The 24,069-nt window shown below is 71.5% G+C and carries 17 protein-coding genes and 2 pseudogenes; 10 read left to right on the forward strand and 9 right to left on the reverse strand.

The genetic code is table 11. From position 1 onward, the window contains the following. Positions 1 to 15 precede the first annotated feature (15 nt). Positions 16 to 1,161, forward strand: a complete 1,146-nt coding sequence (locus I8J32_RS03660) for an anhydro-N-acetylmuramic acid kinase (protein ID WP_200615067.1) — start codon at positions 16 to 18, stop codon at positions 1,159 to 1,161. 137 nt (positions 1,162 to 1,298) lie between these two features. Here the strand turns inward: I8J32_RS03660 and I8J32_RS03665 are convergent. The 3 genes and pseudogenes from I8J32_RS03665 to I8J32_RS03675 all read right to left on the reverse strand — a co-directional run. Next, a pseudogene (locus I8J32_RS03665) lies at positions 1,299 to 1,517 on the reverse strand (hypothetical protein); the annotation flags it as partial. A gap of 68 nt (positions 1,518 to 1,585) precedes the next feature. Continuing rightward, positions 1,586 to 2,971: an AmpG family muropeptide MFS transporter gene (locus tag I8J32_RS03670; protein ID WP_200615066.1), complete on the reverse strand. Its 1,386-nt coding sequence runs from the start codon at positions 2,969 to 2,971 to the stop codon at positions 1,586 to 1,588. Further along, positions 2,961 to 3,734, reverse strand: a complete 774-nt coding sequence (locus I8J32_RS03675) for an exodeoxyribonuclease III (RefSeq protein ID WP_207526760.1) — start codon at positions 3,732 to 3,734, stop codon at positions 2,961 to 2,963. The genes I8J32_RS03670 and I8J32_RS03675 overlap by 11 nt, the downstream gene beginning before the upstream one ends. Positions 3,735 to 4,401: 667 nt before the next feature. Between I8J32_RS03675 and pyrE the strand changes: the two genes are divergently transcribed. Both pyrE and I8J32_RS03685 read left to right on the forward strand, forming a co-directional pair. Next, positions 4,402 to 5,058 (forward strand): orotate phosphoribosyltransferase, encoded by a 657-nt coding sequence (gene pyrE, locus I8J32_RS03680; protein WP_200615064.1) that lies wholly within the window; start codon positions 4,402 to 4,404, stop codon positions 5,056 to 5,058. A gap of 110 nt (positions 5,059 to 5,168) precedes the next feature. Continuing rightward, the gene (locus tag I8J32_RS03685) at positions 5,169 to 5,867 is read left to right on the forward strand and encodes a hypothetical protein (RefSeq protein WP_200615063.1); all 699 of its coding nucleotides are present in this window, start codon (positions 5,169 to 5,171) and stop codon (positions 5,865 to 5,867) included. A gap of 206 nt (positions 5,868 to 6,073) precedes the next feature. Here I8J32_RS03685 and I8J32_RS03690 read toward each other — a convergent pair whose 3' ends face one another. The 3 genes and pseudogenes from I8J32_RS03690 to coaBC all read right to left on the reverse strand — a co-directional run bounded on the left by I8J32_RS03690 (position 6,074) and on the right by coaBC (position 10,217). After that, positions 6,074 to 8,386 carry a phosphomannomutase/phosphoglucomutase gene (locus tag I8J32_RS03690; protein WP_200615062.1) on the reverse strand — a complete coding sequence of 771 codons (2,313 nt, stop codon included), beginning with the start codon at positions 8,384 to 8,386 and terminating at the stop codon, positions 6,074 to 6,076. 13 nt (positions 8,387 to 8,399) lie between these two features. Continuing rightward, positions 8,400 to 8,858, reverse strand: coding sequence for a dUTP diphosphatase (dut, locus tag I8J32_RS03695; RefSeq protein WP_200615061.1), 459 nt, complete (start codon positions 8,856 to 8,858; stop codon positions 8,400 to 8,402). 142 nt (positions 8,859 to 9,000) lie between these two features. Beyond that, positions 9,001 to 10,217 (reverse strand): annotated as a pseudogene (gene coaBC / locus I8J32_RS03700) (bifunctional phosphopantothenoylcysteine decarboxylase/phosphopantothenate--cysteine ligase CoaBC). A 258-nt stretch (positions 10,218 to 10,475) separates the two neighbouring features. Here coaBC and radC point away from each other — a divergent pair. From radC to I8J32_RS03725, 5 genes are all read left to right on the forward strand, one after another. Further along, entirely contained in the window at positions 10,476 to 11,150 is a 675-nt protein-coding gene (gene radC / locus I8J32_RS03705) for a RadC family protein (protein ID WP_407061006.1), read from the forward strand. A 78-nt stretch (positions 11,151 to 11,228) separates the two neighbouring features. Then, a complete protein-coding gene (argS, locus tag I8J32_RS03710) occupies positions 11,229 to 12,917 on the forward strand; it encodes an arginine--tRNA ligase (protein ID WP_207526761.1) in 1,689 nt (562 codons plus the stop codon). A gap of 250 nt (positions 12,918 to 13,167) precedes the next feature. Then, positions 13,168 to 14,070 (forward strand): SPOR domain-containing protein, encoded by a 903-nt coding sequence (locus I8J32_RS03715; protein ID WP_200615056.1) that lies wholly within the window; start codon positions 13,168 to 13,170, stop codon positions 14,068 to 14,070. A gap of 64 nt (positions 14,071 to 14,134) precedes the next feature. Then, positions 14,135 to 14,962, forward strand: a complete 828-nt coding sequence (locus tag I8J32_RS03720) for an SGNH/GDSL hydrolase family protein (protein WP_200615054.1) — start codon at positions 14,135 to 14,137, stop codon at positions 14,960 to 14,962. Continuing rightward, positions 14,959 to 15,717, forward strand: coding sequence for an SDR family NAD(P)-dependent oxidoreductase (locus I8J32_RS03725; RefSeq protein WP_200615053.1), 759 nt, complete (start codon positions 14,959 to 14,961; stop codon positions 15,715 to 15,717). The genes I8J32_RS03720 and I8J32_RS03725 overlap by 4 nt, the downstream gene beginning before the upstream one ends. A gap of 108 nt (positions 15,718 to 15,825) precedes the next feature. Here the strand turns inward: I8J32_RS03725 and I8J32_RS03730 are convergent, their stop codons facing one another. The 3 genes from I8J32_RS03730 to I8J32_RS03740 form a co-directional block, all read right to left on the reverse strand. Next, positions 15,826 to 16,938, reverse strand: coding sequence for an acyltransferase family protein (locus I8J32_RS03730; protein WP_200615051.1), 1,113 nt, complete (start codon positions 16,936 to 16,938; stop codon positions 15,826 to 15,828). 309 nt (positions 16,939 to 17,247) lie between these two features. Beyond that, positions 17,248 to 19,137: an arginine decarboxylase gene (gene speA, locus I8J32_RS03735; protein WP_200615049.1), complete on the reverse strand. Its 1,890-nt coding sequence runs from the start codon at positions 19,135 to 19,137 to the stop codon at positions 17,248 to 17,250. A 79-nt stretch (positions 19,138 to 19,216) separates the two neighbouring features. Then, positions 19,217 to 21,079, reverse strand: coding sequence for a M48 family metallopeptidase (locus tag I8J32_RS03740; protein ID WP_200615047.1), 1,863 nt, complete (start codon positions 21,077 to 21,079; stop codon positions 19,217 to 19,219). 114 nt (positions 21,080 to 21,193) lie between these two features. Between I8J32_RS03740 and speE the strand changes: the two genes are divergently transcribed. Next, positions 21,194 to 22,045 (forward strand): polyamine aminopropyltransferase, encoded by an 852-nt coding sequence (gene speE, locus I8J32_RS03745; protein ID WP_200615045.1) that lies wholly within the window; start codon positions 21,194 to 21,196, stop codon positions 22,043 to 22,045. A gap of 140 nt (positions 22,046 to 22,185) precedes the next feature. Then, complete coding sequence (locus tag I8J32_RS03750) at positions 22,186 to 24,054, forward strand: GGDEF domain-containing protein (protein WP_200615043.1); 1,869 nt, start codon at positions 22,186 to 22,188, stop codon at positions 24,052 to 24,054. The last annotated feature ends 15 nt before the right edge of the window (positions 24,055 to 24,069 follow it).

Genomic DNA, 24,069 nt, shown 5'->3' on the forward strand with positions numbered 1-24,069 from the left:
CAGCCCGGCAGGCCCATGTCCACCAGCACGCCCGACCTTTTCCTCGGCCTGATTTCCGGCACCAGCGCGGACGGCATCGATGCGGCGCTCGTGCGTTTCCACGGCCCCGCCGGCGGCGAGGACACGCGCTGCGAGCTGGTGCGCGGGCACACCTTCGCCTGGCCTGAAGACCTGCGCGCGCAGCTGATCGCGCTCGGCCAGGGCGCGGCGATCGATTCCATCGACGCGCTGGGCACGCTCGACGTGCGGCTGGCCGAACACTTCGCCGGCGCCGCGCAGGGCCTGCTGGCCATGGCGGACGTGCCGGCAGAAGCGGTGCGCGCGATCGGCTCGCACGGCCAGACGGTGCGCCATCGTCCGGCGGGGGCCGCGTTCGACGGCGCGTTTCCTTTCACCCTGCAACTGGGCGATGCCCACGTGATCGCAGAGCTCACCGGCATCGCCACCGTCGCCGATTTCCGCCGTCGCGACGTGGCCGCCGGCGGGCACGGTGCGCCGCTGCTGCCGGCGCTGCACCACGCGCTGCTCCATGCCGCCGACGAGGACCGGGCGGTGTTGAACCTGGGCGGCATCGCGAATTTCACCCTGCTGCCGGCCAACGGCCCGGTGCGCGGGTTCGACACCGGCCCGGCGAACGCACTGATGGATGCGTGGTGCCTGCGGCACACGGGCCGCGATTTCGATGCCGACGGCGCGTTCGCGCGGCGCGGCCGCTGCGACCAGGCGCTGCTGGGACGGCTGCTCGAGGAACCCTGGTTCGCGCTGCCGCCGCCCAAGAGCACGGGCCGCGAAGTCTTCCACCTGGACTGGGTGGCCGCGCGCCTGACCGGCGCCGAATCCCCGGCCGACGTGCAGGCCACGCTGCTGGAACTCACCGCCCGCACGGTGGCCGGCGCGTTGCGCGCGCACCAGCCGCAGACGCGGCGGGTGCTGGTGTGCGGCGGCGGCGTGCACAACGCCGCGCTGATGCAGGCGCTGGCGGCGAACCTGCCCGGCATGCTCGTCGAGTCGACCGCCGCGCACGGGCTGGACCCGGACTTCGTCGAGGCGATGGGCTTTGCCTGGCTGGCGCGCCAGTGCCTGGCGGGGTTGCCGGGCAACCTGCCCAGCGTCAGCGGCGCCCGCGGTCCGCGCGTCCTGGGCGTGGTGCATCCGGCCTGAGCCGGGCGGCGGCTGCCGTTCGGAACCCGGGCGCCGGATCAGGCCTTCTCGCCCGGAAAATTGAAGGCGTCGAAGCCGAAATCCTGGTTGGACTCGGGCTCGTCCTGGCGCTGGACGCGGCCGATCAGGGAGAAGCCGGGGTCGTTGGGGACCCCCTCCAGCGCCGCGATGGCCTCCATCAGCACCGAACTGTCACGGTCGCTGAAGCGCATGCTCATTTCGGCCTCGGCCGCGAACAGCCCCTGCTCCAGCAGGTGCAGCAGCGCCTGGGACAGCCCCATCCGCCGCGACTCGGCCACCCGGCGGATGCGTTCCGCCAGCACCGGATCGATATCGCGCAGCAGGATGTCGGTCATGAGGGCGAGATTCGCACGGGTTCCGCGCTGAAATCTATTTCCTGGCCCGCGCCAGGGTCATGAACGCTTCACCCCGCCGGGTCGACGGCGAGCTCGCGGGGCTTCAGCGACGCCAGCGCGATGCACAGCAGCACCACCGGGATGCCGATCAGCGCCGTGCCGATGAAGAACAGGCCGTAGCCCTCCAGCAGCGTGCGTCCCTGGGAAAAGTACTGCACCGCCACGCCGGAGAAACCCTTGAGCACCTTGCCCAGCAGCGCGTAGAACGAGCTGAGCAGCGCATATTGCGTGGCCGTGTAGCCCAGCGTGGTCAGGCTGGACATGTAGGCGATCAGGGCGGTGCCGGCAAAGCCGCCGGCGATGTTGTCGATCACCATCGCGGCGGTGAACGTGGTCAGGTCCGGGCCGTGGAACGCCAGCCAGGCGAAGGCCAGGTTCGACCCCGGGCCCAGCACGGCCCCGACCAGCAGCGCGGCCATCACGCCGAAGCGGACCGCCACCAGGCCAGCGGCGGCGATGCCGACGAAGGTGCCCACCAGACCGAAGGTGCTGCGCACCGAGCCCACCACGGTCTCGCTCACGCCCAGGTCGACGTAGAACGGATTGGCCATCGGGCCCATGACGAAGTCGGCCAGGCGGTAGACGCTGATGGCGGCCAGGATCACCAGCGCCGAACTGCGGTGCTGGCGGAAGAACTGCAGGAAGGGCCCGACGATCGCGTCGAAGATGCCGCGCGGCGTCCACAGCGGCGCGGCCTGGTGGCTGACGGCGATGACGGTGCGCTCGGGCTCGCGGGCGAGCATCACCGCGACGATGCCCACGCCCATCACCGCGGCCATCGCCGCGTACGACAGCGACCAGCCGATCGACGCCGCCACCAGCAGGATCAGGGCATCGGTGACCAGCAGCGCGCTGCGATATCCCAGCGCGGCGGTCGACGTCATCAGGCCCAGCTGCTCGCTGCCCTCGGCGCTCTCGATGCGCCAGGCATCGATCACGATGTCCTGGGTCGCCGAGGCGAAGGCCACCAGCAGCGCCATCACGCCGAACACCAGCAGGTGGTCGAGCGCGAACCCGGCCACCACCAGCGTGCCGATGCGCGGCTGCACGTACGCCATGCCGACCAGGCCGGTGATGACCGCCAGCTGCGACAGCAGCATCCAGCCGCGGCGCCGGCCCAGCCAGCGGCCGAACAGCGGCGCGTCGGTCTTGTCGACGAGCGGCGCCCAGAAGAATTTCAACGAGTAGGCCAGGCCGACCCACGACAGGAACCCGATGGTGTCCAGCTCGATGCCCTGCTTGCGCATCCAGAAGCCGAGCGTGTTGCCGACCAGGTAGATCGGGATGCCGGAGCTGAAGCCCAGCAGGAGCATCGCCAGCACCTTGGGGTCGCGCAGGTTGCGCGCCACGCTGCGCCAACCGGTTTGTCTGCTGGAAGTCTGCTCAGAGGTCATAGTCGACTGCGAAAGGGGCGTGGTCGGAAAAACGCGGGGTGGGATGGATCGCGCAGGAACGCAGCGCCGACGCCAGCGACGGCGTCACGAACTGGTAGTCGATGCGCCAGCCCACGTTCTTGGCGCGCGCGGCGCCGCGGTTGCTCCACCAGGTGTAGTCCTCGCCCTGCGCGTGCAGCGCGCGGTAGGCGTCGACCCAGCCGGTGCCGTCCATGCACAGGCCGTTGAGCCAGTCGCGCTCGGCCGGCAGGCAGCCGGAGTTCTTCTGGTTGGACTTCCAGTTGCGGATGTCCAGCGCGCTGCGCACGATGTTCCAGTCCCCGCACAGCACGTACTGGCGACCCGACTGCAGCCACTGCTGCAGGATCGGCTGCAGCCACTGCATGACCTCGAACTTGAAGCCCTGGCGCAGCTCGCCGGAGGATCCCGACGGGATGTAGAACGAGACCACGCTCAGCTCGCCGTAGCGGGCCTCGATGTAGCGCCCCTCGTCGTCGAACGCGTCCCAGCCCATCGAGGTCAGCACCTGGTCGGGTTCGCGCCGGCTGTAGATCGCCACGCCGCTGTAACCCTTCTTGGTGCTCGCGTCCTTGAAATACGCGTGGTAACCGGCCGGCCGGAAGGCGGCATCTTCCAGCTGGTGCTCCTGCGCCTTGGTTTCCTGCAGGCACAGCACGTCGGCGTCCTCGCCGGCGAACCAGTCGAAGAAGCCCTTGGTGGCGGCCGACCGCAGGCCGTTGGCGTTGAAGCTGATGATGCGCATCGGGAACGGGGCAGCCCAGTCGAATGCGCCAGACTACCCGGCGCGGGGATGGGTTTGTACCGGTGCGTACCGGCACGGCCGCGGCGGCCTGATCGGGCGCGCGTTGCGGGATACCACCGTGGGGCGCGGGAGGCTGCGACGGAAGGGCCCTCGGGCCGCGCGTACGCAGCCCGATCCACCCGTGGACGGAGCCCAGGGGCTGCTCGCGGTCGGGTCGCGGCAGGTCGGTCGGAGCTGGTCAGCTCCCCGCGAACCCGCGCGACTGCCTCGCGCACCCGTCGGCGCACCTCGCCAGGAGCACGGCCGGCCTGCGCACGCAGGTCCCGGGGCCCCCAAGCGGAGCCCTGGGCGGGTTCGCGCGGAGCCCTCGGGGTCCTCGCGTGCACCTTCCGGTCCCCGCCGGGCCCTTGCGAACAAGTTGCGTGCAGCTTCCAGGCTCCGCGCGAACCCCTCGCAGGTGACACATTGGAGCCCGACCCGTGCGTGCGAGGGCCGGAAGGGGTCCGTCGGCAACCCCGCGTGCCGCTCGCGGGGATGCCGGACAGGCTCCGTGGCCGCGTGTGCTGGTGGACGCTGCGCGGCGACCGACGCAGGCCGCCATCGCGCAGGCGGGCACGCCGTCGCCGCCTGCGGCAAAATCGCGCACCCCACCTGCGAGCGCGCGCCCATGACCGACCACCGTTCCCGCTTCCTGCAGCTGGCATTGCGCGCGCAGGCGCTGCGCTTCGGGGAGTTCACCCTCAAGTCCGGCCGCGTGAGCCCGTATTTCTTCAATGCCGGCCTGTTCAATTCCGGTGTGCTGATGGCCGACCTGGCCCGCAGCTACGCCGATGCGATCGAGGAGGCCGGCGTCGGCTTCGACCTGCTGTTCGGCCCGGCCTACAAGGGCATTCCCTTGGCCACCGCGCTGGCGTGCGAATACGCGCGGCGCGGGCGCGACCTGCCGGTGGCGTTCAACCGCAAGGAAGCCAAGGACCACGGCGAAGGCGGCACGCTGATCGGCGCCCCGCTCGCCGGCCGCCGCGTGCTGGTGGTCGACGACGTGATCACCGCGGGGACGGCGATCCGCGAAGCCCTGCAGATCATCGGGCAGGCCGGCGGCACCGCGGCGGGCATCGTGATCGCGCTGGACCGCCAGGAGGCCGTGGACCCCGCCACTTCCCGACGCTCGGCGGCACAATCTGTCGCGGACCTTCACGCGATTCCGGTGATCGCCGTGGCCACGCTGGGCGACCTGCTCGACTTCACCGGCGACGACAGCACCCTGGCCGCCCAGCGCGAGGCCCTGCTGGCCTACCGCGACGCCTACGGCAGCGAGGCCTGAGCGGGATCGGCCGGCGCGGCGGGGGCGGCGCCTTGCCTCCGCGCTAACCAGTGGCGTGATACTTGCTTGTAGTTGAGCCATCCCGTGCATGCCGGCATGCGAGCCGACCCATGAACAAGCCAGTCAACATCGTTTCCCTCGCCGCCGTGGCCCTGCTGGCCACCGCCCCCACCCAGGCGCAGAACCCGCCCACGAACAAGCCGGGCGCCACGGTCACCGCCACCAAGAAGCTTTACTGCTGGGACGAAGCGGGCAAGCGCGTCTGCGGCGACGCCCTGCCGGCCAACGCCGTCGACAGCGCGCGCACCGAGATCAGCCCGCGCAGCGGCCTGCCGACCAGCAAGGTCGATCGCGCCCTCACCGCCGCCGAGCGCGAAGCCCGCGCCCAGGAAACGGCCATCGCCGAGCAGGCCGCCTTTGCCGCCGCCGCGCAGCGGATGCGCGAGCTGGCGATGGCCGAGTCCTACGACACCGAGGCCGACCTGCGTCGCGCCTTCGGCGAGCGCATCGCGCTGCTCGACGACACCATCAAGGCCTCGCAGCTCAGCATCGGCAGCCTGCGCCTGAGCCTGGTCAGCCTGCTGCGCCAGGCGGGCGAGGCCGAACTGGGTGGCAAGCCGGTCCAGGCCACGCTCACCGGCACGATCCGCAACCAGCATGGCGAGCTGATGCGCCAGCAGGCACTGCTGGTCCAGCACCGCCGCAACCGCAGCGAGATCGACAAGGACCTGGCCCACGCGCTGGAGCGCTACCGCGCGCTGAAGAATCCCGAAGGCGCGGGCGGCGGCTCGGCGGCTCGCGAAGGCTGACCGGGCGGCACCGGCCCCGCCCCGCCACCGTCGGCGGGGCGCCACCACGACCGATCCGATCGACGCGGCGCTAGTCCGCGCCTCGCTGGAAAGTGCGGCGCCGTGCTCGCTGGAAAGTGCGGCGCGCCGCGTGCGTGCACCAGGACGCGCCAGCGCGTGCGTCCTGGTCCGACCGCCTCAGGCAGACCGCCCTCGGACCGACAACCTCAGAACGGCAGGTTGAGATCCGGGCGCAGGGTGATCAGCTGCTCGCGGAACGCGGCCTGGATGCGGTCCAGCGCCGCCTGGTTATCGGCGTCGAAGCGCATGACCAGCACCGGCGTCGTGTTGGATGCGCGCACCAGCCCCCAGCCGTCGGAGAAGTCCACGCGCAGGCCGTCGATCGTCGACAGGCGCGCGCCCTCGAAGCGCGCGTGGTTGCGGAAGCGTTCGACGAAGGTGTGGGGATCGCCTTCGGGCGCCTCGACCTTGATCTCCGCCGTGGACACGCCGTCGGGCAGCGCATTGAGCGTCTGCGAAGGCGTGCCCGGCTGCATGGCGAGGATCTCCAGCAGGCGCGCGGCGGCGTAGATGCCGTCGTCGAAGCCGTACCAGCGTTCCTTGAAGAAGAAGTGGCCGCTCATCTCGCCGGCCAGTTCCGCGCCGGTTTCGCGCATCTTGGCCTTGATCAGCGAATGGCCGGTCTTCCACATCATCGGGCTGCCGCCGTGGCGCAGGATGTGGCCCGGCAGGCGGCCGGTGCACTTCACGTCGAAGATGATCATCGCGCCGGGATTGCGTTCGAGCACGTCGGCGGCGAACAGCATCAGCAGGCGGTCGGGGAAGATGTTGCGGCCGTCGCGCGTGACCACGCCCAGCCGGTCGCCGTCGCCATCGAAGGCGATGCCCAGGTCGGCGTCGAGGCGCTCGACCATGCGGATCAGGTCCTCGAGGTTGTGCGGCTCGCTCGGATCGGGATGGTGGTTCGGGAAGGTGCCGTCGATCTCGCAGTACAGCGGCGTGACTTCGGCGCCGATGGCCTCCAGCACGCGCGGGCCGATCTCGCCGGCGACGCCGTTGCCGGCGTCGACCACGACCTTGAGCGGCCGGTCGAGCTGCACGTCGCTGGCAATGCGCTGCAGGTACTCCTCGCCCACGTCCTGCGTGCGCAGGCCGCCCATCGTCTCGGGCGTGAACAGCCGGTCCTCGGCGATGCGGTCGTACAGGTCGGTGATGGCGGCGCCCGACAGGGTCTCGCCACCCACCACGATTTTGAAGCCGTTGTAGTCGGGCGGGTTGTGGCTGCCGGTGACCGAGACGCACGAGCCCGCGCGCAGGTGGTAGGCGGCGAAATACACCACCGGCGTGGGCGCCATGCCGATGTCGATGACGTTGCGGCCGGCCTTGCGCAGGCCACGGATCAGGCCTTCGCACAGCTCGGGGCCGGACAGGCGGCCGTCGCGTCCGACCACGATGTCGGCCAGGCCCTGCTGCTGCATCAGCGAACCGATCGACTGTCCCAGCAGTTCGGCGATGCCCGCGTCCAGCGTCTGGCCGACCACGCCGCGCACGTCGTACGCGCGGAAGATGCCGCGATCGATCGCGACCTCGGCGCGCGGCGCGGGCGCCGGCACGGCCGGGACGGCGACGGCCACGGGGGCCTGGGCCAGGGTGCTGCTGAGCTCGCCCAGGGTCTGGGCGGGTTCGCCCTCGTCGACGACGGCGCCGCGGCGCACGGCCAGGCGGGGCGAGAACCACGCCAGCAGCGACAGCAGCGCCAACACCACGGCGGCGATCGCGCAAGCGACCCAGCCCATGCCGAACGGCGCACCGGCGATATGCGGCACGGCGGCGGCGACGCGCAGGTCGCTGCCCGGCACCTTCGCCGACAGCACCTCGGCCGCGCCGGTCAGCGACGCATCACCCTTTTCCACCAGGGTCGCACCGCCCTGGCGCAGCGCCAGGTAGGTGCCCGATGCGATGCCCGCACCCTCGATGCTCTTGCTGAGCGGTTCCAGCGGCAGGCGGACACTGGCCACGCCGGTCAGCGCCCCGGCCTGCATCACCGGGGCGGCCAGCGCCAGGCGCTGCTTGCCGGTGCCGTCGGCGATCACCCAGGCCACCGGCTTCTCGGTCGTCAGGGCGGCTTCCATCGCGGCCAGGCGGCCGTAGCCGGTCTTCGGCAGGCCGGCGTAGGCCGGATCGAGGTCGGGGGTGAGCACTTCGCCTTCGGTGGCGCCCGGCCAGCCGCTGGTGAGGGCCTCGCCCGCCAGGCGCAGGTCGCCGCTGGCCAGGGCCGCCTGCACCGGCGCGGAGGCCAGCTGTGCGGCGAACCGCTTCTGTTCGTCCGCCACGCCCCGGGCGATCGTCTCCACCGCTACGTCGCGGGCGGCTTCGACCGAGTCCCGCCGCATGCTGTCGCGATACAGGATCCAGGCATTCCAGCCCATCCAGGCCGCCAGGCCCAGCAGGACCACGGCCGCAAAGAGCCGGGCGAGCCTGAGCTGCGCGGGAGGGATCGAAAGCTTGCCGTCGGTCATCTTGTTTTCCTGTTCAACGCACGCCGGTATGACCGAAGCCGCCGGCTCCGCGCGCACTGGTTTCGAATTCGTCCACTACCTGCAGGCTGGCCCGCACGATCGGCAGCACGACCAGCTGCGCAATCCGATCCCCGGGCTGCATCGTAAAAGGCTCGCGACTGCGATTCCATACGCTGATCATCAGCGGCCCCTGGTAATCGGCGTCGATCAGCCCCGTGCCATTGCCCAGCACGATGCCATGTTTGTGGCCCAGCCCGGAGCGCGGCAGGATCACCGCGCACAGCCCGGCGTCGCCCAGGTGGATCGCCAGTCCGGAAGGCACCAGCGCGGTGTCGCCCGGCGCCAGGACCAGCGGGGCGTCCAGCGCCGCCCGCAGGTCCAGGCCCGCGCTGGCCGGCGTGGCGTATTCGGGCAGCGGCCACTGCCCACCGAAGCGGCTGTCGAGGATGCGGATTTCGAGGGTGTGATTCATCGGGGCGGCATCGCCAGGCGGGACCCGGGCGCGAGCGACCGGGGGATGAAGGAGAAGGTATCGGCCGCAGAGGCGGCGGCCAGAGCACCGGCAGGGATCACGGGCAGGTCGGCGCGGCGCGCGCGCCGGACGGGGCCCGGCGTCATGGACGGTGCAGTCGCGAGGCGACCAGGTCGACCAGCGCCTGGGCCAGTTCGGTCTTGGGCGCCGGACCGAGGGCCTGCTCGAAGCCCTCGCGGCCGTAGATCACCAGCGCGTTGTCGTCGGCCTCGAAGCCGCTGCCGGCCAGGCCGACGCGGTTGGCGGCGATCAGGTCCAGCCGCTTGCGTTCCAGCTTGCCGCGCGCGTACTCCTCGACCTGCTCGGTCTCCGCCGCGAAGCCGACCACCAGGCCCGGCCGCCGGGGATGCGCCGCCACGTCGGCCAGGATGTCGGGCGTGCGCACCAGCTCCAGCGTGAGCGTCTCCATCCCGGCCTGCTTCTTGATCTTGCCGGGCGCAACCCGCAGGGGAGTGAAGTCGGCCACGGCGGCGGCGCCGATATAGATGTCGCAGGGCAGCGCGGCCATCACCGCCGCATGCATCTGCGCGGCGCTGCGCACGTCCACGCGCGCCACGCCGGGCGGCGTGGGCAGCGACACGGGCCCGGCGACCAGCACCACGTCGGCGCCGCGCTGCGCGGCGGCCTGGGCGATGGCGAAGCCCATCTTCCCGCTGCTGCGGTTGCCGATGAAGCGGACCGGGTCCAGGTCCTCGAAGGTCGGTCCGGCGCTGACGAGCACGCGCAGCCCGGCCAGGTTCATCGCATCGCCCCGGCCAGGGCGGCCACGATCGCGTCGGGCTCGCTCAGCCGGCCCGGGCCGAACTCGCCGCAGGCCTGCGGGCCGTCGTCGGGCCCGACCACCTGGACGCCGCGCTCGAGCAGCAGGCCGATGTTGGCCTGGGTGGCGGGGTGCAGCCACATCCGGTTGTTCATTGCCGGCGCCACCGTGATCGGCGCCGTGGTGGCCAGGCACAGCGTGGTCACCAGGTCGTCGGCGAAGCCGTGGGCCAGCTTGGCCAGCGTGTTGGCGGTGGCGGGGGCAACGATCACGCGCTCGGCCCAGCGGGCCAGCTCGATGTGGCCCATCGCCGCTTCGGCCGCCTCGTCCCACAGCGAGGTCCGCACCGTCATGCCCGACAGGGCCTGGAAAGTGGCGGTGCCGACGAACCGGGTCGCTTCCTCCGTCATCGCCACCTGCACCTGCGCCTCGGCCTCGCGCAGCCGGCGCACGAGTTCGGCGGCCTTGTAGGCGGCGATCCCGCCGCACACGCAGAGCAGGATGCGTTGGCCTTGCAGGCGGGCGCGGACGTCGGACATCGGTTCGGCCAGATTCCTACCGCAATACGGGCGTTTAGCTTAACGCACCACGCTGCGGCGCCCGATCCCCATCGTCCTTCCCCGCGGCGAGGATGGACTCCTCCCGGGCGCGGCGGATGCCACCACGCCGGTCCGCTGGCCTGCCAGGTCCCCCCGCAGCCAGACGTCCGCCGCGTCCGGGAACCCTCCGCGAACCGATCGGCACCCACCGATCGCCGCCCACCCATCGCCACTGGCCGCCCCATGACCCGCCGCCGCCTGCACATCCGCGAATGGCCCGCCGAAGAACGTCCGCGGGAAAAGCTGCTGGCCCGCGGCGCGCCGGCGCTGTCGGACGCGGAACTGCTGGCGATCTTCCTCGGGTCGGGCCTGCGCGGCCGCGACGCGGTCACCACCGCCCGTGAACTGCTGGGCGCCCACGGGCCCCTGCGCGCGCTGCTCGATCGCCCCCCGCAGGATCTCGTCCGGCTGCCCGCCCTCGGCCTGGCGCGCGCCTGCACCCTCGCGGCCGCGCTGGAGCTGGGCCGCCGCCATCTGGCGGCCGACCTGGAGCGCGGCGCCCTGCTGACCGACCCGCAGGCCGCCGGCCGCTACTTCGCCCAGCGCCTGCGCGGACATGCCCACGAGGTCTTTGCCGCCCTGTTCCTCGACACGCGGCATCGTGCGATCGCCTTCGAGGAGATGTTCCGGGGCGGGCTCGACGGCGCCGAGGTGCACCCCCGCGAAGTCGTGCGCCGCGCGCTGGCGCTGAACGCGGCGGCGGTGATCGTCGGCCACAACCACCCCAGCGGAAACCCGGAGCCCTCCGCGGCCGACCGCGCCGTCACCGCGCGGCTCAAGCAGGCGCTCGGACTGGTCGACCTGCGCCTGCTCGACCACTTCGTGATCGGCGACGGCGCGCCGGTATCGCTGGCGGCGCGGGGGTGGGTATGAGCGGGCCCCGGTGCCGCGCCGGCGTCGGCGCGGGGCGTCGCGTACAATGCCCGACCCGCTGGAACGCCGAAAAACCCCGTGAAATCCACTCTCCGCGCGCTCGTCGCGCAGGCCATCGATTCGCTGCGCGCCGCCGGCACCCTGCCGGCCGACCTCGCCACGCCCGAGTTCGTCATCGAGCGTCCCAAGAACCGCGGCCAGGGGGACTTCTCGACCAACGCGGCGATGCTGCTGGCCATGCCGGCGCGCTCCAACCCGCGCGCCATCGCGCAGGCGCTGGTCGATGCGCTGCCGGCCAACGATGCGCTGGGCCAAGTCGAGGTCGCCGGCCCGGGCTTCATCAACTTCCACGTCGCCGAGAGTGCATGGCGGCGGCAGATCGGCCAGGTGCTGGAGCAGGGCGCGCGCTATGGGCGCAACGACTCGGGCCAGGGCCACCGGGCCGGTGTCGAATATGTCTCCGCCAACCCGACCGGTCCGCTGCACGTGGGCCACGGCCGCGCGGCGGTGATCGGCGACTGCATCGCCCGCGTGCTCGACGCGAACGGCTGGGCCGTGGCGCGCGAGTTCTACTACAACGACGCCGGCGTGCAGATCAACAACCTGGCCATCTCCGTGCAGGCGCGGGCGCGGGGTACGGCGCCGGGCGACGCGGGCTGGCCGGAGGACGGTTACCGCGGCGAGTACATCAACGATGTCGCCCAGGCCTACCTGCGCGGCGACAGCGTCGAAGTCGACGGCCACGTCGTCACTGGCGCGAAGGATCCGGCCGACCTCGACGCCATCCGCGCGTTCGCCGTCGCCTACCTGCGGCGCGAACAGAACCTGGACCTTGCCGCGTACGGCGTGTCCTTCGACGTCTACTTCCTGGAATCCTCGCTGTACACGCAGAACAAGGTGGAAGAGACCGTGCGCGAGCTCGTCGCCCACGGCCACACCTACGAGGAAGGCGGCGCGCTGTGGCTGCGCACCACCGATTTCGGTGACGACAAGGACCGCGTGATGCGCAAGTCCGACGGCACCTACACGTATTTCGTGCCGGACATCGCCTACCACCGCAGCAAGTGGCAGCGCGGCTACGAGCGCGCGATCACCGAACTGGGCGCCGACCACCACGGCTCGCTCGCCCGCGTGCGCGCCGGCCTGCAGGCGCTGGACTGCGGCATCCCGACGGGCTGGCCGGAGTACGTGCTGCACCAGATGGTGACGGTGATGCGCGGCGGCGAGGAAGTGAAGCTCGGCAAGCGCGCCGGCGGCTACATCACCCTGCGCGACCTGATCGAGGAAGTCGGCCGCGATGCGGTGCGCTGGTTCCTGATCGCGCGCAAGCCCGACTCCCAGCTCACCTTCGACATCGACTTCGCCCGCAGCCAGTCGCTGGACAACCCGGTGTACTACGTGCAGGTCTCCCATGCCCGCATGCATGGCCTCACCCGCCAGCTCAGGGAACGCGGACTGGGGTTCGATGCCGCCAACGGCCTGGCGCAGCCACTGGACGTCGAGGACGAGAGCGCGCGCGAGCTGATCGCCACGCTGCTGCGTTATCCCGACGTGGTGGAGACCGCCGGGCGCGACCTGGAACCGCATCAGATCGCGGCCTACCTGCTCGAGCTCGCGCAGTCCTTCCAGACCTACTACAACGACCACCAGTTCCTGGTCGACGACGCCAACCTGCGCGACGCGCGGCTGGTGCTGGCCCTGGCGACCCGCCAGGTGCTGGCCAATGGCCTGGCGCTGCTCGGCGTGGGCGCGCCCGAGGTGATGTAACCCGCCGCGGCGTCCGACCGGCACGGGCGTCGCAGCTGAACGACGCGACGCCGGTACGGCGTCGCCAATCGACTTACACTCGCGCCAGCCCTGGGCGAAAGTGTCCCGGGAGAAGTCTTCCCGGGCGGGCGCTTCCCGCACGGGAATCCCGGGGCAACGTTTTCCAGGCACCCGTTTCCGGCAACCGTTCCAGTGACGGGTCGTCCGCCTGCATCGTGGGCGCGGCCCTGCAGCATTCGAGGAAGGCACTTTGGCAGCAAAGCGTGGCAAGTCGCAGGCGCGACGCAACAACGGCGGCGGCAACGACGCGATCCCGGGCTGGGCCTGGCTGGTGCTGGGCATCCTGCTGGCCGTGGTGGTGATCCTGGTCGCCCCGCGCTTCATCAAGGGCGACGGCGACGGCTTCTTCCGTCCACAGCCCAATCCCGACGCGGAACCCGTCCCGGTCACCGGCGACGAGGACGCCGTCGCCCCCGAAGGTCCGGTGACCGAATCGACCGGCACCGCCAAGGCCGACGCGCCGGCGAAGGGCAAGGGCAAGGACAAGGGCGCCGAGCAGGACGAGGAGTACGACTTCTACACCCTGCTGCCCGGCAAGGAAGTCCCGCTGAGCGACGCCGAGCTGGCCGCGACCGAGCGCGCCGAAGCCCAGCGCCGCGAAGCGCAGCAACGCCAGGCGCAGGCGCAGGCCGCCCAGGCCTCGACACCGGCGGGCACCGCGTTGCCCAAGCCGGTCGACGCGGACGACGGCAAGCCCACCGGCACCGCGTCCACGGGCACCGCATCCCCCAGCCCGGCCGCCACCAGCGCGGGCCCGGCCAACCCCACCACCACGGCGTCGGCCACGGTGACGAACGCGGCGATGTCGTCCACCTCGCCCAAGGCGTCCACCATCACGCCCACGGCACCGGCCAGCGACACCACCCGCTACCTGCTGCAGGCGGGCGCGTTCGAGGCCTCCGGCCAGGCGGAAGAACTGAAGGCCCGCATCGCGTTGCTGGGCCTGGGCGCGCGGGTGGAGTCGGCGAAGATCAGCGGGAAGACGGTCTACCGCGTGCGCATGGGGCCCTACGGCTCGGCCAGCGACCTCGCCGAAGCCAAGCGCAAGCTCTCCGCCGGCGGACTGCCGGCGCTGGCCATCAAGGTGCAATGACGCGCGTCGGCGGAACCGTCGCCGGGCGACCGTCTGCGCCGCCGGCGCGTCGGTGCCGCGCACGATGAGGCTCATCGCACATCGGCTGCGAAGCATCGGCTTCTGCGGCCTGCTGGCGACCCTGCTGCTGTGCAATCCCGGCCAGGCCCAGGCGGCCGATCCGGTCTGGCGCGTCCTCTTCGTCGGCAACAGCCTGTCCTATTACAACGACCTGCCGGCCACGTACGCGGCTCTGCACCGCACGGCGCGTCCGCAACTGCAGGTGGAAGTGGAGATGCTGGCCCGCGGTGGCGCCACGCTGCGCGAACACCTCGCCGCGGGCGCCCTGGCGCGCGAACTGGATGCTCGGCATTACGACATGGTCGTCCTGCAGGACCTGGGCGGCTGGCCGATGTGCCCGTCCGGCGACGCGCGCTGCGCCGACATGCCCCAGGCGCTGGCCGAGGCCGTCACCCTCGTCCGCGCGCACCACGCGCGGCCGGTGTGGTTTTCCACCTGGCAGACACTGCCCGCGATCCAGCAGGCCCTGAGCGCCCAGGTCGGCGTGATGGCCGCGGCCCTGGACCTGCCCGTGGTGGATGTCGGCGCCGCGATCGGCCGGGTCGCGCCGCAGATCCGCCCGTCCCTGCTGCTGCCTGGCGACGGCCATCCCGACGTGGCCGGCACCTGGCTGGCGGCGGCGATGTTGCTGGACGCCCAGGGCGTGCCCGTGCCGACGCAGACGCCCGGCCCCGCCTGCGGCGTGGACTGGCGGCATGCCCAGCTCGACCTGGATCGTCCCGCCTCGCTGCAGTCCGGCGCACGACGTCGCTGCCACCGGCCCGGCGACGCACAATGGCGTGCCCTGCGAGGCGCCCTGCCTGCGCAGCCCCCTCAGGATTCCCCGCAATGACCGCCAGCCGCACCGCCCTCATCACCGGCGCCACCTCCGGCTTCGGCGCCGCCACCGCCCGCCGCTTCGTCGCGGCCGGCTGGCGGGTGATCATCACCGGCCGCCGCGCCGAACGCCTGCAGGCGCTCGCCGACGAACTCGGCGCCGCGCACGCGCATGCCGCCTGTTTCGACGTGCGCGACGCGACCGCGATGCAGGCTGCCCTCGGCGCCCTCCCGGCGGATTTCGCCGGCATCGACCTGCTGGTCAACAACGCCGGCCTGGCGCAGGGGACGCTACCGGCCCAGCGCGCCAGCCTGACCGACTGGCAGACGATGATCGACACCAACGTCACCGCGCTGGTGACGCTCACCCGCCACGTGTTGCCGGCACTGATCGAACGGCGCGGCGCGATCATCAACATCAGTTCCACCGCCGCGAACTACCCCTACACCGGCGGCAACGTCTACGGCGGCACCAAGGCCTTCGTGAGCCAGTTCTCGCTGGGCCTGCGCAGCGACCTGCACGGCACCGGCGTGCGCGTGACCACGCTGGAACCGGGCATGGCCGAGACCGAGTTCACCCTGGTGCGCACGCACGGCGACCAGGCGGCCTCCGACGCGCTCTACGGCGGCGCCCACCCGATGACCGCGCAGGACATCGCCGACACGATCTACTGGATCGCCACGCTGCCGCCGCACCTCAACATCAACCGCCTCGAGATGATGCCGGTGAGCCAGTCCTTCGCCGGGTTCCAGATCGCGCGCGAAGGCTGACCCACGATCACTGATCCACGATCACTGACGCGCGATCACTGACGCGCGATCACTTATGCGCGCTTGCTGACGCGTGCCCCTGCGCGCGATCCGTGTCGCGCGATCACCTCATGCCGCCGGGGCGGCTTCCGCTACCAGACGCCGACGCGACAGCAGGCGTCCGCGAAGCGCCAGGCCCGGCCGCTCCACCAGGTAGTGCAGCAGCGCGCCGGCGCCCAGCGACGCGGCGGCATAGACGACGAAGGTCAGCAGGCCACGACCGGCGATCGCTTCGCCCCAGTAGGTGCCCACCAGGTGGAACACCGGTTTGTGCACCAGGTACAGGCTGTAGGAAATCGCCGCGAGCCAAGCCATGCCCGGCACCCGCCAGCGCCCGATCGCGCCGTGTCGCTGGGCGGCGGCGCACACCAGCAGGGCCAGTCCGGTCGACAACACCGGCCAGCCGATCGAGTTGCCCAGCAGGCCGGTGCGTTCGCGGAACAGCCACAGCGCCAGCGCCATCACCAGCACGCCGGCCGCCAGCACGGCATTGGCGCGCTGCGAGAGCCACTCCCACAGGCCGGGACGGAACACCCGCACCACCGCCAGCACGACGCCGGCCAGCAGGCCGTCCAACCGGCACCAGGTCGGGTAGTAGATGTCCTCGACGAACCAGTTCCGCGCCGGCGCCGTGGCGGTGTCGTGCAGCCAGACCGCGCTGCGTACGGCGATGCCGGCCAGCACCAGGCCCACGCACAGCGCGAGCACGCCGCGCGGCGAGGACCGGCGAACCATCGCCCAGGCCAGCACCGGGAAGACCAGGTAGAAATGCTCTTCCACGCACAGCGACCAGGCGTTGGAGAAGGCCGCGTTGTTGGCGTAGTCGATGTCCAGGTTGACGATGAAGGCCAGGAACTTCCACGCCGGCTCCATGGCGGGCGCTTCGGCGAAGGCCGGCACCAGCAGGTATACCGCCAGCACCACCCAGAACGCCGGCAGGATGCGGAAGGCGCGGCGCAGGTAGAAGTCGCGGAACGAAAACGTTTCGCCGCGGGCCAGCGGCGCGAGCACCTGGTGTCCGATCAGGAAGCCGCTGAGTACGAAGAACAGGTCCACGCCCATCCAGCCGTAACGCGACAGCCAGTCCCACTGCTCGCCCAGGCCACCGACCAGGAAGGAATGGAACAGCATGACCCACGCGATGGCGATCGCGCGCAACAGGTCGAGACCGGGGATACGCATGCAGCGTCCTTGCAGGTGGAAGTGGAGGGAATGTCCGCGGCACCCGCGCGGCGTCCGGCGCACTGCCAGGGGTCGCGCGAGGAAAGTCGACGGAGTGCGCAAATGATCGCAGCATCGCCCGATCGATGGCAGTGGGCCGTCGCACGCGCGACCGCCGTGACGCCGGTTACCGCCGGCCATCGCCACCCGGACCGGCGGCACATCCACAACGTTGGAGTGACGCTCGGGCCACAACGAACCGGACGGCGATGCCGCCGCCCGGGAAACCCTCCGCTCCCGACGCCCGCCGGCGCGGGCCGGCGGCGTGGCTCAGCCCAGCGGTTCGTCGCTGAGGTAGGTGTAGGCCGTCAGGCCCGCTTCCAGGGCGGCATTGAGGCGCGCGGCCTCGTCGGCCGCCAGGTGCGCGGCGGCGACCTTGGCGGTGTACTGCGCGCGCAGGTCGGACAGCCGGTAGCCGACGTAGTCGAGCATCACATCGGCGGTATCGCCGCGGCGCTGCTGGCTCATCGCGTAGCCGTCGCCGTCGATGTGCACCTCGATCGCGTCGGTGTCGCCGAACAGGTTGTGGATGTCGCCGAGGATTTCCTGGTACGCACCGACCAGGAAGAAGCCCAGCCGGTACGACTGCCCGGGCTTCATCTCGTGCAGCGGCAGCGAGCTGTCCAGCCCCTCGGTCTCCACGTAGGTTTCGATCATGCCGTCGGAGTCGCAGGTCATGTCGGCGATCACGCCGCGGCGCGTGGGCGCCTCGTCCAGGCGCTCGATCGGCGCGATCGGGAAGACCTGGTCGATCGCCCACACGTCGGGCATCGACTCGAACACGCTGAAGTTGACGAAGTACTTGTCGACCAGGCGGTCGTTGAGTTCGTCGAGCAGGTCGCGGTGGCTCTTTTCGTCGTAGCTCAGGCGCGCGCGCACGGCGTGCGCGATGGCGTAGAACAGGTCGTCGATGCGGGCGCGGTGGGTGAGGTCGATCTGGCCCAGGGCGTAGAGCGACAGGCCTTCGCTGTGGTGGTGCTGGGCCTCGTGGAACAGCTCCATCGCCGGGCGCTGGTCGAGCTCGGAATGGATCTCGCGCAGGTGTCGGATGACCGCCGGCTCGTCGTCGTGCTGGTCGGGCACGCGGCCTTCGGGCGCCTGTTCGACTTCGCTGACGTTGGCCACCAGCACCGCATGGTGCGCGGTCATCGCACGGCCGCATTCGGTGACGATGCGCGGCGGCGGCAGCGCGTATTCCTCGCAGGCCTCGGCCAGCGGCTGCACGATGCTGGAGGCGTACTGGTTCACGCCGTAGTTGATCGAGCAGTAGCTGCGCGAACGCGTGCCCTCGTAGTCGATGCCCAGCCCGCCGCCGACGTCCATGTAGCGCACCTTCGCGCCGAGCACGGACAGCTCGACGAAGTAACGGGTGGCTTCGCGCATGCCGTTGGCGATGTCGCGGACGTTGGAGATCTGCGAACCCATGTGGAAATGCAGCAGGCCCAGGCAGTCTTCCAGGCCGGCGTCGCGCAGCTCCTTCCACAGGTCCAGCACCTGCCGCGGCGACAGCCCGAACTTGGCCTTGTCGCCGCCGCTGTTCTGCCACTTGCCCGCGCCCAGCGAGGCCAGGCGCATGCGCACGCCCAGGCCGGGCTTGACGCCCAGCGCGCGCGCTTCCTCGATGATCAGCGGCAGCTCGGAGGGCTTCTCGACGACGATGAAGGTCTCCAGGCCGAGCTTGCGGCCGATCAGCGCCAGCCGGATGTATTCGCGGTCCTTGTAGCCGTTGCAGACGATCAGGCCGCCCGGACGCGACAGCGCCAGCACCGCCATCAGCTCGGGCTTGCTGCCTGCTTCCAGGCCGAAGCCGTCGCCGTGGTGCGAGGCCAGCGTGCCGGCGACGCCCGCGTGCTGGTTGACCTTGATCGGATAGACCGCGGTGTAGCCGCCGGCGTAATCCCAGTCGGTCATCGCCTGGGTGAACGCGCCCTGCAGCTTGCGCAACCGATCGCCGAGGATGTCCGGGAAGCGCACCAGCAGGGGCAGCTTGGCGCCCTGCGCCCGCGCCCTGTCGACCACTTCGGGCAACGGGATGTGCGGCCCCTGCGCCCCACGCGGCGCGACGGTGATGCGCCCGGCCGTGTCGACATCGAAGTAGCCCTCCGACCAGTGTGGGATCGAATAGGTCCTGCGGGCGTGGTCGAGCGACCAGGCGGTCATGGGCGTGCGTCCGGGTAGTTGAGAGCGGACACGCATTGTAGGGCCTGCCCGCCGCCGGGATGCCAACGCCCTGTCGACGTCAGTCGCGCGGCCGCTCGTACACGGGCACGGCGCAGGCCTGTCGCACGCGCGAGGCCAGTGCGCGGCGGTCGCTGCTGGTGAACAGCGTGTGCGGACCCGGCAGTGCCATGGCGGCCTGCAGCCGCCGCAGCGCGGCGGGCTCGCTGGCCACCGATCCACGGTAGTCGAGCAGCAGCACGTAGTGCGAACGGGCTTCGGCGAGCGCAGCGCGCTGGCAGGCGATCCATGCGCGCACGACCCGCGGCTCGCCGGCCAGCGTGCGCGCCAGCGCGTCCAGGGCCTGGACGGACAGGTCGTGCGGCTGGAGCGCGCGCTCGTCGGGCGCTTTCGCGTCGGACGCATCGTCGCCGGCAGCGTCGACGTCGAGGACGGGCGGCAGGCTTGCCGCCATCGTGGCGATCGCCGCCGCGGCGGCGGCCGGCAGGTGCGGGTCCAGGCGCGCCCTCGCCAGCTCCGCGGCCACCTCGCCCGCGGCCGCGGCGTCGCGCGCGATGGCCTGCTCGAGTTGCGCCAGGCCCGTCTGCCACTGGCCGCGGCGCAGCAGCAGCAGGCCGGTGCGCAGCAGCAGCAACGCGCTGTCCGGCGCGTGCTGGCGCGCGGCTTCGTACAGCGGCAGCGGGTCGAGCTCCGGCCGCAGGCGCTCTACCAGCTGGGCGCGCTCCAGATGCGCGGCGGCGTCGAGCTCCAGGCGCCGCTCCAGCTCCTCCAGGCGGGCGCGCTCGCTCGCCGTGGCGTCGAAGTGTGTCTGCCACGCCTGGCGCACGTGCTCGCGCCAGGCGCGGTCCAGCTGTGCGCCGATCGCGTCCGCATGCGCACCCAGGTAGTGGGTCGCCGCGTCACCGTCGCGCGGGCGCAGCGCGGGCGCCCCGCCCAGTGCCCGCGCGCGCTGTGCGAGCGAAGGATGCGTGTCGTCGGGACCGGCAGGACGTTCGCCCAGCGCGGACAGGCGCGCGGGATCCGGCGCCGGTACTTCGGCCAGCGCGCGGGCAAGGTCGGCCTGCAGGCCCGCCGTCGGGTGCCGCTGCGCGCGCATGCGCGCTTCCAGGCGCGGGCGGAAGTCGCGGTCGAGCCAATGCTCGGCCACGGCCAGGCGGGTCAGTCCGCTGATGGCGGCCTGCGGCGAGGTCGTCCGCGCGGCCACCGCGTCGGCGCCGTATTCGTGGTGGCGGGCCAGCGCCAGGCTGTACGCGTTGAACCAGGGCACGTACCAGCGATAGAACAGGTACAGCCCGACGTTGCCGCCGCGCGATGCCATCCCCTCCAGCACGCGTGCCCAGCTGAGGCGGACCCGGTAGATCCAGCCCGAGAAGGCCTGGTCGCGCTGGCCGAAATGGCCGAATTCGTGGGCGATCACCGCGTCCAGCTCGGCCGGGTCGAGCAGCCGCAGCATCGGCAGCCCCAGCACCAGGTACAGGTCGTGGCCGGCCAGCCCCCACGCGCGCGGCACGCCGGCGGCGGCCGCGTTGAGCTCACCGTCGATCACGATGCCCTTCAGGGGCGGCGCGCCGGTGGTCGCGCGCAGCTGCTCGACCCGGGCGAACAATGCCGGCGCCTGCTCCGTCGCCAGCTCCTGGCCGGCGGGCTTTTCGAAGCGGATCCACAGCGCGCGCCAGACCATCACGCCCAGCACGCCGGGCACCAGGATCAGGTAGGCATGGGCATAGCCCAGCGGTTCGCCGGAAAACAGCAGGTGGCCGAGCGCGATCAGCGGCAGGCCGAGGCCGAAGGCCAGGACCAGCAGCAGCACCGCATACCCGACCGCCGCGACGGCGGCCAGCTTGAACCGGTACAGGCCCGGCGAGTGCTCGATCTGCTGCTGCAGCCGCGCGACGAGGGCCGCGTGCCGGTGCCGTGACGCCATGTCGCCTCCTGTCGCCGCCCGGCCGGGCGGAGGCGGCCATCCTAGGCGATGACCCGGCCCTGCGGAGGCTTTCGCTACAATCCGCGCCCCACCTGCCCCACGGGAATGCCCACGATGACCACCGCCACCTCCTGGCACTACGAGAATTTCGACCGCGCCGGATCGGCCATCGGCTACCGCATCACCCGCAAGCTGGACGAGGTGCAGTCGCCCTTCCAGTTCATCGAGATCTTCGAGAGCACCGACTGGGGCAACCTGATGCTCATCGACGGCGCGATGATGCTCACCACGCGCGACAACTTCCTCTACCACGAGATGATGTCGCACCCGGCGCTGTTCACGCATGCCAGCCCCAGGCACGTCGTGATCATCGGCGGCGGCGACTGCGGCACGCTGCGCGAGGTGCTCAAGCACCCGGGCGTGGAAAAGGCCGTCCAGTGCGACATCGACGAACAGGTCACGCGCATGGCCGAGAAGTGGTTCCCCGAGCTGTGCGAGTCCAATGACGACCCGCGCGCGCAGCTGCTGTTCGACGACGGCATCGCCTACATGGCCAACTGTGCGCCGGGCAGCGTCGACATCGTGATCGTGGATTCGACCGATCCGGTCGGCCCGGCGGAGGGGCTGTTCAACAAGGCCTTCTACGAGTCGTGCTTCCGCGCGCTCAAGGACGACGGCATCCTGGTGCAGCAGTCCGAATCGCCGCTGGTGCTGCTGGACCTGATCCGCGAAATGCGCGGCGAGATGGGCAAGGCGGGTTTTGCCACCTTCCAGACGCTGCCGTTCCCGCAGCCGTGCTACCCGACCGGGTGGTGGTCGTGCACCCTGGCCCGCAAGTCCGGCGGCTTCGAGTTCCGCGACGGCGACGCCCGCGCCAAGCTGTTCGACACGCGCTACTACAGCGCCGACATCCACCGGGGCGCGCAGACGCTGCCGCCGTTCGTCGCCGCGGGGCTGGACGGGTAAGCCGGCCGTCTTCAAGGCGTGTCCCCGGTCGCAGGTCGGCCCGGGGCGCTGTGCTACGGTGCCGGCTGGACGTATTTTCCACCTGGACGGTAATGCGCTGGATCCGGGGGGATGTCTTGCGCGGACTTGGGCTGCTTCCGATGTTGCTCGCGCTGGGCTGGCTCGCGTCGCAGGACGTGCCGGCCCAGGCGCGCACGCCCGGACCGGACCCCGTCGCATTCGACCGCCTGGTCGAGGCGGTGGAACGCGGCGACCGGGTCATCACCAGCCCGCAGGAAATCCGCGGGGTGGTCCAGGAACTCGATGCCCTGCGCCCGCGCGAAGACGCGATGCGCGAACTGCGGCTGCGCGGTTTCCGCTGCGACTACGACGACCTGGGCCCGCCCGCCAGCGGGCTGGCCTACGCGCGCGCGGGCCTGAGCGACGCCCGGCGCCTGCAGGACGTGGGCTCGCAGATCCGCTTCCTCCTGTGCGAGGGCCACTACATCGATGGCTCGGGACTGGTCAGCCAGTCGATCGTCCCGGTGGAGGCCGCGCTCGCCCTCGCCCGCAAGCATGAGGATCCGCGGCTGCTGGCCCAGGCGCTGGCGCACCGCGGCGGGCTGCGCTCGCTGGTCGGCGAGCAGGCCGCGGCGCTGGGGGACTTCCTCGACGCGCAGCGTGCGCTGTCCAAGGCGGGCCTGAAGAAGGAAGCCGAGGCTGCGCTGCAGGACATCGCGGTGGCCTACCGGCGCATGGGCGACCACGCCAAAGCGCTGGAATACCTGCGCCAGAGCGTGGCCTTCGCCGAACGCGAAGGCTACTGGAGCACGCTGACCATCGGGCTGCTGCAGACCGCGTTCCTGCACGAGGACCTGGGCCGGCTCGACGAGTCGCTGGCCGTGCTGCGGCGCGTGTCGGCGCTGGCCCTCCAGCACGGCCTGGAATACGACGCCGCCGCGGCCCAGCTGGGCATGGCGTCGGTGCTCGTCAAGAAAGGCCAATGGGATGCGGCCGAGCTGGCCCTGTCGGCCGCCAGCGATGGCTTCGACCGCCTGGCCGACCGTTCCAACGAAGGCATGCTGCACCTGGTGCGCGGGCAGGTGCATGCCGGCCGCGGTGACCATGCCGGCGCGATCGCGCAGTACCTGGAAGCCGGGCGCGCCTTCGACATCGACCCCAACCTGCGCTACCAGGTGGACCTGTACGCCGCCCGATCGCTGAGCCAGGAAGCGCTGGGCAACTATCGCGCCGCGCTCAACGACCTCAAGCTGGAACGCAGCGGGCGACGCAAGCTCAACGAGGATGCGCGCACGCAGCAATCGCTGCTGCTGCAGTACCAGTTCGACACCGCGCGCCGCGACCTGCAGAACGCGCAGCTGCAGTCCGAGCGCCGCAACCAGCAGAAGCAGCTGGCGATGATCCGCCGCGCGAACCGCTGGCAGGCCGCCGCGCTGGTCAGCTTCGGCCTGCTGCTGGTGGGGCTGGTCATCGTGCTGGTCCAGCAGCATCGCCGCACGCGCCGAATCCATGCCCTCGCGCTGACCGATGCGCTCACCGGCGTGGCGAACCGGCGCCACCTGGAAGCCGCCGCGGCCGAGGCGGTCAGCCGCTCCCGCGCGGACCACAAGCCGCTGTCGGTGCTGACCTTCGACCTGGACTGCTTCAAGCGCATCAACGACAACCACGGCCACGCCTGCGGCGACCGCGTGCTGGTGCGCATCGTGCGCGAATGCGAGGCCGCGCTGCGCCAGGGCGACCTGCTGGGGCGCATCGGCGGCGAGGAGTTCGTCGTGCTGCTGCCCGACACCGCGCCGGACCATGCGATGCAGGTGGCCGAACGCCTGCGCGAGAGCATCGAGCGCCTGGACCTGTCGGACATCGCGGCGGACATCCGCGTGACCATCAGCCTGGGCCTGGCGTTGCTGCAGGCCCACGACCACGCACTGGGCGACGTGATCGATCGCGCCGACGCCGCGCTCTACCGGGCCAAGGCCGCGGGCCGCAACCGGGTGGAAGTGGAGGCCTGAAGCGCGGCCTGGCGG

It is taken from the genome of Lysobacter solisilvae (assembly GCF_016613535.2).
In the GTDB taxonomy this organism is placed as follows: Bacteria; Pseudomonadota; Gammaproteobacteria; order Xanthomonadales; family Xanthomonadaceae; genus Agrilutibacter; species Agrilutibacter solisilvae.